Source organism: Allopusillimonas soli, assembly GCF_004153445.1.
GTDB lineage: Bacteria > Pseudomonadota > Gammaproteobacteria > Burkholderiales > Burkholderiaceae_B > Allopusillimonas > Allopusillimonas soli.
Window position 1 is genome coordinate 249,267 of the sequence record NZ_SDQC01000005.1, and the last position, 12,302, is coordinate 261,568.

Below are 12,302 nucleotides of genomic sequence, written 5' to 3' on the forward strand. Positions count from 1 at the left end.
TCTTGTCCCTGTGTCCTATTGCCAAATATTCCAGGGCGTTTGCATCCAGATCGCCACGAGCAGCAGCCATATGCCGGTAAAAGGAATAAATACCTTCCAGCCCAGGCGCATGATCTGGTCATAGCGATAACGGGGGAACGTCGCACGGAACCATATAAACATCGAAACCACGACAAATGCCTTCAGGCCCAGCCACAGCCAGCCGGGAACCCAGGTGAAGGGCGCGAAATCCAGTGGCGGCATCCAGCCGCCCAGGAACATGATGGATGCCAGCGCGGACAGCAGAATCATGTTGGCATACTCGCCCAGGAAAAACAGGGCAAAACCCATCCCCGAATATTCCACCATGTGCCCCGCCACGATCTCCGACTCTCCTTCGACCACGTCGAAGGGATGGCGGTTGGTTTCCGCCACGGCTGAAATGACGTAGATGATGAACAGCGGCAGCAGCGGCAGCCAGTTCCAAGACATGAAACTGATGCCGTGCTCGGCAAACCAGCCTCGCGCCTGGCCTTCGACGATGCCGCTCATGTTGAGCGTACCCGACACCAGCAGCACGGTAACCAGCACAAAACCGATGGCCAGTTCGTAGGACACCATCTGCGCCGCCGCACGCAGCGCACCCAGAAATGCGTACTTGGAGTTGGAGGCCCAACCCGCCACGATGACGCCATAGACGCCCAGGGAAGTAATGGCCATGAGGAAAAGCAGGCCCGCATTCACATTGGCCAGCACCATGTCGGGCCCGAAGGGGATGACGGCCCAGGCTGCCAGCGCCGGCATCAGCGTAACGACCGGCGCCAGTATATACAGCACCTTGTTGGCCTTGGAAGGAACAATAAGTTCCTTGGTAAGCAGCTTGAACACATCGGCGAAAGGCTGCAGCAAGCCACGGTAGCCCACGCGGTTCGGCCCCATGCGCACATGCATGGCGCCAATCATCTTGCGTTCCCAATACGTCAGATAGGCCACGCACAGAATGATGGGCACCGCTATGATCACGATCTTGACGACCGTCCAGACTACCAGCCAGGGCGTCGGCCCGATAAGTTCGGTGCCGAAGTTATTGATTGCAGTAAGCCACTCCATCAGGCACGCTCCACCGTAAGTTCACCAAAGCCGCCACCCAGCGGTTGTGTGAGCGCAAAGGCCGTCGAGATATGCACGCAGCCAGGCGCCACTGTGTCGTCCAGTTGGGCGGACAGGGTGATCTGCCCTTGCGCCGACTTGAACTTCAACACATCGCCATCCTGCGCGCCAATGCTGGCCAGCGTTGCGCCGCTGATGCGCGCACGCGGCGCACGCGATGCGGCTGTGGCCTGAAGCGCCTCGGCACGGCGCACGATGGCGTCGCTGCGGTATATGGGCACGTCGGCCACGCGCTCGATGCCCGCCGGTTTCGACGCAAGACCTGGCTTGACAGCCACCTCGTTGGACAGCCGCGCTTCCACGCCGCCGACCATGACCGTGTCGCGCACGGACTCTGACGTTTCGTCCTCAAAGCCGGGCAGTTCAAACAAATTGCCCAGAACGCGCAGCACTTTCCAACCCGGACGGGTATCGGCATAAGGCGCCGCCACGCCCTTGAAGCTTTGCACACGGCCCTCGGCGTTCACGAAGGTACCGGAGGTTTCGGTAAACGGCGAAACCGGCAGCATGACATCGGCCCATTCCTCGGCTGCCGAACGGTATGAAGTCAGCGCAACCTTGAAGCCCGCCGCCTTCAATGTGTCTAGCGCCCTGGCGCCATTGTCGCTGTCCAGGCCAGGCTCGGCGTGAAGCACAATGTAGCCTCTGAGCGGTTCGCGCAACATCTGCTCGGCGGTCAGGCCACCTTGCGCAGGCGTTGCGCCTGCCAGATAACCGCCCACCGTGTTGCCACCTGGTGTGAGGAAGCCCAATGTCGCGCCTGCCGCGCCAGCCACGGCGGAGGCATTGGCCGCAACCAGGCTGGCTTGCTCAAGCGACACAGCCATATTTCCGATCAGCACCGCAACCTTCTCGCCAGAAGCCAGGCTGGCGGCAATAGCCCGGGCCGCCTCACTGGCCTGTATGCCCTCGAAGGATGCCGGCGCTGCCTGCTGGGAAGCCTCGGCCAGCGCGACGGCCACTTCCGCCAGCGCGTTGGGCAACTGGCTGGGCGCCACATTGATGCGTGCCTGGACAGGGAACAGCGGCTCATCGGCCACGGAGCCAATAAAGGACACCTGCGTGCCTGTCTTGCAGGCCTGGCGCAGGCGCTGCGCCATCAGCGGGTGATCAGCGCGGATGAAAGAACCCACGACGAGCACGCGGTCGAGCTTGCCCAGATCAGCCACCGGCATGCCCAGCCAGGGAATGCCCTTGATCGCCTGGTCAAAACCGGGGTCGGTGACGCGAAGGCGGAAATCGACATTCTCAGAGCCCAGCCCGCGCGCCAGTCGGGCCAGCAAGGCCAGTTCCTCGACGGTGGCAATGGGACTGCCGATGGCGCCGATCTGATCGGCGCCGAAATTCTCGCGCACCGCATTCAGTCCGCGCATGGCGACCTGCAGCGCATCGGCCCAGGACGCTTCGCGCCACTGGCCGTCTTCACCCTTGATCATGGGGTGCGCCAGACGATCCTCGACGTACAGTGCTTCGTAGGAAAAGCGATCCCTATCGCTGATCCAGCATTCATTGACGGCCTCGTTCTCGAACGGAACCACGCGCAACACGCGATCCAGCTTGGACTGCACCACCAGGTTCGCACCGAGGCTGTCGTGAGGACTGACGGAGAAGCGCCGCGCCATTTCCCAGGTACGGGCCGTAAACTTGAACGGCTTGGACAGCAGTGCGCCGACCGGGCAGATATCAATCATGTTGCCCGAAAGCTCGGATTCCACGGCCTTGCCTACGAACGTGGTGATCTCGGCGTGCTCGCCGCGGTTGATCATCCCGATTTCCATGATGCCGCCGATTTCCTGGCCAAACCGCACACAGCGCGTGCAATGAATGCAGCGCTGCATGGCTTCGGTGGAAATGAGCGGACCCATTTCCTTGGCCACCACAACGCGCTTGGCTTCCTTGTACCGCGAAGCCGACGCGCCGTAGCCGACAGCCAGATCCTGCAACTGGCATTCGCCGCCCTGATCGCACACCGGACAATCCAGCGGATGATTGATGAGCAGGAATTCCATCACGCTCTTCTGGGCCGCCACAGCCTTCTCGGAGCGTGTGCGCACTACCATGCCGTTGGTGACAGGGGTGGCACAGGCAGGCAACGCCTTGGGCGCCTTTTCGACGTCCACCAGGCACATGCGGCAATTGGCCGCCACGGACAGCTTCTTGTGGTAGCAAAAATGTGGCACATACACACCGAGCTTGTGAGCGGCCTGAATGACCATGCTCCCCTCGGGCGCTTCTGTCTTTATGCCATCGATGGTGATTTCAACCATTGGAATGTCCTGACCTACAAATATTTGGGCACCACACAGCGCTTGTGCTCGATGTGGTGCGCGAACTCGTCGCGGAAGTGCTTGATGAAGCTGCGTACCGGCATGGCGGCCGCATCGCCCAGGGCGCAAATGGTGCGGCCCATGATATTGCGCGCCACGTCGTCGAGCACATCCATGTCCTCGGGGCGTCCGTGGCCATACTCGATGCGCTCGACCATGCGGTACAGCCATCCCGTGCCTTCGCGGCACGGCGTGCACTGGCCGCAGCTTTCCTCGAAGTAGAAATAAGACAACCGGAGCAGCGACTTGACCATGCACCGGGTTTCATCCATGACGATCACGGCGCCCGAGCCCAGCATGGAGCCGGCCTTGGCAATGGCGTCGTAGTCCATGTTGGTTTGCATCATGATGTCGGCGGGCAGCACAGGCGCGCTGGAGCCGCCGGGAATCACCGCCTTGAGCTTGCGCCCGCCCCGCATGCCGCCGGCCAGCTCGAGCAGCTTGCTGAAAGGCGTGCCGAGCGGGATCTCGTAGTTTCCAGGCAGCTCGACATCGCCGGTGATCGAAAAAATCTTGGTGCCTCCAGCATTCGGAACCCCCATCTCCAGGTATTCCTGGGCGCTGTTGCGGAAAATCCAGGGCACCGCGGCGAACGTCTCGGTGTTGTTGATGGTGGTGGGCTTGCCATACAGGCCGAAGCTGGCGGGAAATGGCGGCTTGAAGCGCGGCTGGCCTTTCTTGCCCTCCAGCGACTCAAGCAGCGCGGTTTCTTCGCCGCAGATATAGGCGCCATAGCCATGAAAGGCGTGCAATTGGAAGTCGAAGCCGGATCCGAGGATATTGTCGCCCAGAAAGCCGGCCTGTCTCGCCTGTTCGAGCGCCTGCTCGAAGCGCTCATAGATCTCGAATATTTCCCCGTGTATATAGTTGTAGCCCACGCTGATGCCCATGGCGAAGGCGGCGATGGCCATGCCTTCGATCACGATATGCGGATTGAAGCGCAGAATGTCGCGGTCTTTGAAGGTGCCCGGCTCGCCCTCATCGGAATTGCACACCAGGTATTTCTGGCCTGGCAGCGTGCGCGGCATGAAACTCCATTTCAGGCCAGTGGGAAAACCAGCCCCGCCCCGCCCGCGCAGGCTCGAGGCCTTGACTTCGGCAATGACGTCCTCGGGCTTCATGCCCGTGGTGAGGATCTTGCGCAGCGCCTCGTAGCCGCCACGCTTGACGTAGTCCTCGATGCCCCAGTTGCTGCCGTCAAGCCCGTCCAGAATCTGCGGCGACATGTGCCGGCCATGAAAAATCATGCTGGTCGAGAGGTCACCCGATGGAACAGGCGTCAAGCCCTGTGAAAACTGCTGCAAGAAGCCCGCGCTGCTCATGCCGACTCCCCATGTTCTTTGAGTTCCTGAATCATTGCATCAATCTTTTCCGATGACATCCGAACACACATATGCTTGTTGTTCATGGTCATGACAGGCGCATCGCCGCAGGCGCCCATGCATTCGCCTTCCATCAGGGTAAACATGCCGTCAGGCGTGGTCTCGTCGAAATCGATGCCCAGCTTCTGCTTCAGGTAATCGGCTGCCTTGACGCCATCGCGCAGGGCACAGGGCAGATTGGTGCAGACCGTGATCTTGAATCGGCCCACTGGATGCGTGTCGAACATGTTGTAGAACGTGGCGACTTCCTGGACAGCGATAGCGGGCTGGCCCAGATAGGCGGCGACATCATTGATGACGTCTGTGGAGACCCATCCTTTTTCGTCCTGGGCGATGGCGAGCGCGGCCATGATGGCTGAGCGCTTTTGGTCATCGGGAAACTTCGTGAGTTCCTGGTCGATTCTCTGATAGGCTTGTTCGGAAAGCAGCATAATTTGAATCCGGTATTTATACCCTGGCGTGTGCCGTGTAATTTAACGGTCGATCTCGCCAAACACGATATCTTGTGTTCCTATGATGGTGACCGCGTCGGCAATCATGTGTCCGCGCGACATTTCGTCCATGGACTGCAGATGTGCAAACCCCGGCGCGCGTATCTTCATGCGATAGGGCTTGTTGGCGCCATCCGACACCATGTAGATGCCGAACTCGCCCTTGGGATGCTCGACGGCCGCGTATGCTTCGCCAGCAGGCACATGCATGCCCTCGGTGAACAGCTTGAAATGGTGAATGAGATCTTCCATGCCGGTCTTCATCTTTTCACGCCGCGGCGGCGCCACCTTGTGGTTGTCGACGATGACGGGACCGGGGTTGTTGCGCAGCCACTCCACGCACTGGCGGATGATACGGTTGCTCTCGCGCATTTCGGCGATGCGCACCAGATAGCGATCGTAGCAATCGCCGTTGACACCCACCGGAATATCGAAATCGAGCCGATCATAAACCTCGTAGGGTTGCATGCGGCGCAAATCCCACTCGACACCCGATCCGCGCAACATGGGGCCGGTAAAGCCCAGCGCCTTGGCGCGGTCGGGGTCGACCACGCCGATGCCCACCAGGCGCTGCTTCCAGATGCGATTGTCGGTCAACAGTGTTTCGTATTCATCGACGCAGGTCGGAAAACGGTCGGTGAAATCCTCGATAAAATCCAGCATCGAGCCCGAGCGGGCGTCGTTCATGGCCTTGAGTTCTTTTTCGCCGCGGTACTTGCTGGATTGACCGTACTGGGGCATGGCATTGGGCAGATCGCGATAGACACCGCCCGGCCGATAGTAGGCCGCGTGCATGCGCGCGCCCGACACCGCCTCGTAGCAGTCCATGAGATCTTCGCGTTCGCGGAAGGCGTACAGGAATACAGCCATGGCGCCCACGTCAAGCGCATGCGACCCAAGTGACATGAGATGGTTCAACAGGCGCGTGATCTCGTCGAACATGACGCGGATATACTGCGCACGCAAAGGCACCTCGATGCCCAACAGCCGCTCGACAGCCATGACATAGGCGTGCTCATTGCACATCATGGACACGTAGTCGAGACGATCCATGTAGGGCAGCGCCTGCAGATAAGTCTTGTGCTCTGCCAACTTCTCAGTCGCGCGGTGCAGCAGGCCGATATGCGGATCGGCCCGTTGTATGACCTCGCCATCCAGCTCGAGCACCAGGCGCAAAACGCCGTGCGCGGCCGGATGCTGCGGCCCGAAGTTCAGTGTGTAGTTTTTGATTTCAGCCATGTTCTAGCGCCCTGCTCCGTAACCTTCTTCACGCACGATGCGTGGTGTGATCTGCCGTGGCTCGATGGTGACGGGCTGGTAGATCACCCGCTGCTGCTCGGTGTCGTAGCGCATTTCGACATTGCCGCTGAGCGGGAAATCCTTGCGGAAGGGATATCCGATGAAACCATAATCGGTCAGGATGCGGCGCAAGTCGGGATGGCCCTCGAAGACAATGCCAAACAGGTCGAAGGCCTCGCGCTCGTACCAGTTGACGCTGGGCCAGACATGCACAAGGGTGGCAATAACGGGAAACTCGTCGTCGTGCACATAAGCGCGTACGCGCAGGCGCCAGTTGTGGCGCACGGACAGCAGATGCACCACCACCGCAAAGCGCTGCGGATGCAGGCCTGGCTCGGCAACCAGCGTGGGCGCTCCCCAGCCGGAGTAGTCGATGCCGCAAAGGTCTATGCATGTATCGAAACCCAGAGAGTCGGTGTCGCGCAAGATAGTACAGACGTCGACCCACTTCTTGGCGGGAACCTCAAGCGTCAGCTCGCCAAGGGCGAGCTTGAGCGCGGCGGACTCGCCCAGTGTCGCGAGCAGATTCTGGTGTAGCGTTTCAAGCCGGGTCATAATGTAATTCAGCGTTGGATGTTGGCTACCAGGCGACTATCGCGCGATGGTATTGGTATTGCGGATTTTCGTCTGCATTTGGAGCAGGCCGTATACCAAGGCCTCGGCGGTGGGGGGGCAGCCTGGCACATAGACGTCCACGGGCACGATGCGATCACAGCCGCGCACGACGGAATAGGAGTAATGGTAATACCCGCCCCCATTCGCACAGGAACCCATGGACACAACCCAGCGCGGCTCGGCCATTTGGTCGTACACCTTGCGCAGCGCGGGCGCCATCTTGTTGCACAGCGTGCCCGCCACGATCATCAGGTCGGACTGCCGGGGGCTGGGGCGAAAAATAATGCCGAACTGATCCAGGTCGTAGCGAGCCGCACCCGCATGCATCATTTCCACCGCGCAACACGCAAGACCAAACGTCATGGGCCACAGCGAACCCGTCTTGGCCCAGTTGAGGAACTTGTCCGCACTGGTGGTAATGAAACCTTCTTTCATGATGCCATCTATAGCCATAATTTTGCCTCTATGCCAATGCCGGGCGCGAGCCTGGTGCCGCGCAGCCGAGCCCGCCAGGAGCGCGGGCTGTAAACCGGGCGGCATTCCTGCCGCCCGGTTTTTTGCAATCTATTCCCAGTCCAGTGCGCCCTTTTTCCATTCGTAGACAAAGCCCACGGTGAGAATGGCAAGAAACACCACAACCGTCCAGAAACCAACCAGACCCACGACGCCGTTGGCGATGGCCCACGGAAAAAGAAATGCAATTTCCAGATCAAACATGATGAACAGAATGGCGACCAGGTAGTAGCGCACATCGAATTTCATGCGCGAGTCGTCGAAGGCGTCGAAGCCACATTCGTACTGAGACAGTTTTTCCGCATACGGACGATGCGGCCCAAGTACTCTGCCTGCACCCAACAGGGCAAAGCCTATGCCCGTGGCCACAATAATAAAGAGCAGAACAGGGAAGTACTGTTGCAGGTTCATACCATGCTTCCAATCTCAATGAGTAAACTCTCGGATTGTAGCATTTTGAGAGCGTCATTCTGCTGAATGCAAGCTGTCGGACACACATCAGGCCAATAAAAAAGCCATCCTTGCGGATGGCTTTTTTGCATACAGCTATCTGCCTGTTCGTGACGGCCCGGCAAGCCGGGCCGCATCGATGCATGGACATGCCATGCAAGCCGATTAGAACTGGTGGCGGATACCGACGCCGACCAGGGTCGAATCGAGGTCGTCGATGAACAGCGCGTTCTTGGCGTACGAACCGATGGCGTACAGGTTGGTGCGCTTGGACAGGTTGTAGGTGTAGCCCAGGGAGTAGATCTGGGTGTCTTCCCAACGGCCGGTGCCCGAGGGCGCGTCGGTGGGATCAGCAACTTGCCACGAAGCCAGCACCTTGCCGTTGCCGACCGGAGCGGACAGACCCAACAGGTAGGAGTTGACCTTCAGGCCGTCAACACCAACGAAGGTGCCTTGGGGCAGAGGGCCGAAGCTGCCGCCTGCGAACCAGCCGTCCTTGGTTTGACCGAAAGCGCCCGAAACCTTGAGCACTTCGAAGTCATAGGCACCGCCGATGTTCCATTCCTTGAACTTGACTTCGTTGCCAAAGCCGTCGTCATCAACCTTGATCTGGTCATAGGTGGCAGCCAAGCCGATGGGGCCGTTGGCGTAGCGCAGACCAGCCGTGATGCCCTTGCCGTCCATATCAGCCGGGTTGGGGTTGGCACCGTCGATGTCCCAGCCTTGACCGCCTGCTACGCTAAACGAGTAGCCGACGCCCAGTTGGAAACCGGAGAAGTTGGGGGTTTGGTACATGACCATGTTGTCCCAACGCATGGTGTTGGCCGAGCTGAAGGACGTACCGACGTTGGCTTGGCCGAAGCCGCCGCCGAAGGGGTCAACAATACCGGGCAGGTACTTGGAAGCGATGTTGGTTTGACGACCAAGGTCCAGACGGCCCCAGGAATCGCCAGCCAGACCGACGGTGGCTTGACGGCCGAACAGACGGCCACCCTGGGCGCTGTTACCGGTACCCAGATCGAAGCCGCTTTCCAGTTGGAACACAACGCTCAGGCCATCGCCCAGGTCCTCAACACCCTTCAGGCCCCAGCGGTTGCCGGACTGAACGCCGTTGATGAGGCCGGTCTTCTTGGCTTCGTAATCGGTGTAGTTACGCGGCGTCTGACGGTAGTAGGCGGGGCCATCAACCTTTTGGTAGCCGATACCGCCGTCCAGGATACCGTACAGGGTAACCGACGTTTCTGCTTGAGCAACGCCGGCAAAGCCGACGACGAGAGCAGCAGCGAGCAGAGTCTTTTTCATGTAAGAAATCTCCGTAGATTTGAGTAACCAGAGCAGCGACTACCTAACTGTGCTGCTGCCCTTTCTAACTCCGCGATGGGAAGTTGCTGCTATTGCATCAAAATTCCCGCGACATGGCTATTGCCCCGGCGGCAAAAATGCGGTTTTTCGCCGATCGCGTTGGTTATAAACAACAAAACCGTGAATTTCCGGAAAAATTGTGCGGGTTTACCCGCATTTCATCTGTGGCGCGGACACTACAGAAAAGTCGCTTGGCTTTCCTTAAGCCTTTTTTCAAGTTCATTCTGTAATCCCTTGTTTTCATTGAAGGTTTGAGGCACTTCCAAACATTGCCAATTAGCCCTGAATTTTCAATGATTTACCGTCCGCGGCGAAGGCCAGGATGCCCTTGGAGCGGCGACGCGATGCGCCCCGCGGCAGGGGAACGCGAATCAGATGATGCGGCGCATGTGATTATCCCAGGACAAGCCTGTTTGCCGAGGCTTGATCGTCACCGGAACCGGCACGCGATCCCGGTGTTCCAGGGGCACGGCGCCGGACGGCCAGGCAATGGCGACAAGTGCCCCGCCTCCATTGCTGGCCAGGAACCCCCCATCCTTGCGGGGCGCGACGCCGCATCCATCGTGAAATGACGTCCTTCCCAGGCATGCGCCCGACGAGGCATCCCAGAACACGATGCAGTTGCCCACCGGACTGGAGGTGGCAATCCGGGTGCCAGATGCATCGCAAGCAACAGAACCCACATAATTGTCCATGCCGCGCAGCACGTCGGGCGGGCCCGCGAACAGATCCGGGTTGGCGCCGCGCCGGTGGCGCCCCACCAATGGGGGCCGTTCAGCCGCCGGGCCGGTATGCTGACAGCCGAACCACACCGCGCCCGCCGCGTCCACCGTCATGTGCCGTATGGAAAGGCGATTGAATTGCGGCGCCAGCGCGACCTGCTCCAGCAGGTCGCCGGTATGCAAGTCGATATAGGCGAGGGAAGGATGCATGTCATGCGCATTGAGCGCCAGCTTGCCGTAGTCGGGATGCGTCAGAATACCGCCGTTGGCCACGCACAGCGTCTGGCCGTCCGGCAGCAGAACCACTTCGTGCGGACCAACGCCGCCGCTATCGAACTCGCCGATCCGTCGATAGCCGCCACCCTCGCTGGCATCATATAGGCCCAGCACACCCTTGCCAGCTTCATAATCATTCTCGGTCGCGATCATCAGCTTGCCGTCGGGAGAAAAAACACCGTGGCCGAAGAAATGCCGCCCGGACTCTGCAGCCATGGCCTTTGGCGGGCCTTTGCCGTCAAAGGCGAATGCGACAGCGAAAAACCCCGGTTGGCGTCCGAATGCGACCGCCCTGCCACGCGCCGCATCAATCGCGAAGCTGTGTCCCCTGTCGGGCATGGGCACCACCAGGTGGTCCCGGCCGTGCGCATCAAGCACGACAGCCTGGTATTGCTGTCCTCGCTTGCGCGCCGCCAGATAAAGCGCCTCCTGCCCTGCCAGCACCGCCGCCGGTGCGAGCGCGCCAAGTCCGCAGGCTCCCATTGCGGCCAGGAACCGGCGCCGGTCCATTTCCCTCATGTACATGTGCTCAACTCCTGTTCTGATTCGGTGCGCTCAATCGCCATCCAGGGCATTGAAGCCTATGCTCACGCCAAAAGCCGGCGCCATGTGGGCATCAACGATATTCTTGGCGTTGTCCAGCAGAAGCGACTGGAGCGTGAGCCGCCGGTAGCCATCCTCGGTGCCCAGGAAAGCATCCAGACTTTCCGGCATGGCGGCAAACCCCTGCGCCGCGCGCTCCAGCTCGTCCCGCAGGCTGGCGCCTATCCAGCTTTCATCGCCCTTGTACTCAAAGCCTGTAGCTTGTGCGAATGCCGCCATTCCCTCCATCGAGGCCTGCATGGACTGTGCGAACAGGCCGCTGCGCCAGAATGGTGCCCGTTTCTCGCGCGCCGCCTGGCGGTTTTTGCCAAGCACAGGCATTATCTTGACATCGCGCGCGAACTGCAGCCCTGTGGACAGGGCTTTCATCGCTTCCGCAGCGACCTCCTGCTGATTGCGGTACAGCGGGTTCTCAGGCCCTGGCTGCGAGAACCAGCCCGCATACTCGCCACCCTCACCCCACGTTTGCACAAGCGTGGCGCCCACCCGGGCCAGATTCCCGGCCACCGCCACCGCATAGGTGCAAGCGGCGGAAAAATCGGCCTGTCCGCGTGCATCGTCGGCCACCAGGCCATGGTCCCGATACAGAACATACTCGAGGGCAGGCAGACCCTGCAGTGCAACGCTGTGGGTGGCAAGCGTCTCGGCATCCGGAATGGCGGGGTGTCCCGCCTCATCCGACGACCGCCCACCAGCCTCGTCCTTCCCACCAGCCTTGTCCTCCGCACCGGCCAGCAGGCCCTGGACCTGCCGCAGCGTCAGGCCGCGCGGATCTGGCCAGAATGCGATACGTTCGTAACGGTTCTCCGCCACAAGCGGTCCGAAGCGCAGGAACTCTATACCTGTCCACGCACGCACCAGCGCCGAGAAACCGTCGCGCACCCGGCCAGCCGGCGCAGGCTTCTGCGCCACGCAGTAGTCGTTTATGGCCGCCTGCATCTGTACCGCGGCTTCGTGAAAGCGCATCATGGCGGGCGCAATATATCCGCGCAGCAGATTCCCTCCAAGATCCTGTGGCAAGGGTGCCGCCTTGGCGCCAAGCGCGCTCAGCGCCAACAGCAGCCCCGCCGCCACGCGAAGAGGGGATGGAGAGAACATGCTCATGAAAAACCT

At 60.4% G+C, this 12,302-nt stretch carries 11 protein-coding genes; all 11 read right to left on the bottom strand.

What is annotated here, in order from left to right:
• Nucleotides 1-15: 15 nt before the first annotated feature.
• Nucleotides 16-1,089 (bottom strand): NADH-quinone oxidoreductase subunit NuoH, encoded by a 1,074-nt coding sequence (gene nuoH / locus ERD78_RS16075; protein ID WP_129970391.1) that lies wholly within the window; start codon nt 1,087-1,089, stop codon nt 16-18.
• On the bottom strand, nt 1,089-3,416 hold the full coding sequence (gene nuoG, locus ERD78_RS16080; RefSeq protein WP_129970393.1) for an NADH-quinone oxidoreductase subunit NuoG: 2,328 nt from the start codon (nt 3,414-3,416) through the stop codon (nt 1,089-1,091). The genes nuoH and nuoG overlap by 1 nt, the downstream gene beginning before the upstream one ends.
• 14 nt (nt 3,417-3,430) lie before the next feature.
• The gene (nuoF, locus tag ERD78_RS16085; RefSeq protein WP_129970395.1) at nt 3,431-4,798 is read right to left on the bottom strand and encodes an NADH-quinone oxidoreductase subunit NuoF; all 1,368 of its coding nucleotides are present in this window, start codon (nt 4,796-4,798) and stop codon (nt 3,431-3,433) included.
• Nucleotides 4,795-5,289 (bottom strand): NADH-quinone oxidoreductase subunit NuoE, encoded by a 495-nt coding sequence (nuoE, locus tag ERD78_RS16090; RefSeq protein WP_129970397.1) that lies wholly within the window; start codon nt 5,287-5,289, stop codon nt 4,795-4,797. The genes nuoF and nuoE overlap by 4 nt, the downstream gene beginning before the upstream one ends.
• 42 nt (nt 5,290-5,331) lie before the next feature.
• Nucleotides 5,332-6,588, bottom strand: coding sequence for an NADH-quinone oxidoreductase subunit D (locus ERD78_RS16095; RefSeq protein ID WP_129970399.1), 1,257 nt, complete (start codon nt 6,586-6,588; stop codon nt 5,332-5,334).
• A 3-nt stretch (nt 6,589-6,591) separates the two neighbouring features.
• Nucleotides 6,592-7,203 (bottom strand): NADH-quinone oxidoreductase subunit C, encoded by a 612-nt coding sequence (locus tag ERD78_RS16100; protein ID WP_129970401.1) that lies wholly within the window; start codon nt 7,201-7,203, stop codon nt 6,592-6,594.
• 36 nt (nt 7,204-7,239) lie between these two features.
• Nucleotides 7,240-7,716, bottom strand: coding sequence for a NuoB/complex I 20 kDa subunit family protein (locus tag ERD78_RS16105; protein WP_129970403.1), 477 nt, complete (start codon nt 7,714-7,716; stop codon nt 7,240-7,242).
• 111 nt (nt 7,717-7,827) lie between these two features.
• A complete protein-coding gene (locus ERD78_RS16110; RefSeq protein WP_129970405.1) occupies nt 7,828-8,187 on the bottom strand; it encodes an NADH-quinone oxidoreductase subunit A in 360 nt (119 codons plus the stop codon).
• A 204-nt stretch (nt 8,188-8,391) separates the two neighbouring features.
• Entirely contained in the window at nt 8,392-9,528 is a 1,137-nt protein-coding gene (locus ERD78_RS16115; RefSeq protein WP_129970407.1) for a porin, read from the bottom strand.
• A gap of 431 nt (nt 9,529-9,959) precedes the next feature.
• A complete protein-coding gene (locus ERD78_RS16120) occupies nt 9,960-11,111 on the bottom strand; it encodes a DUF1513 domain-containing protein (RefSeq protein ID WP_129970409.1) in 1,152 nt (383 codons plus the stop codon).
• A gap of 30 nt (nt 11,112-11,141) precedes the next feature.
• Nucleotides 11,142-12,293, bottom strand: a complete 1,152-nt coding sequence (locus ERD78_RS16125; RefSeq protein WP_129970411.1) for an imelysin family protein — start codon at nt 12,291-12,293, stop codon at nt 11,142-11,144.
• Nucleotides 12,294-12,302 lie beyond the last annotated feature (9 nt).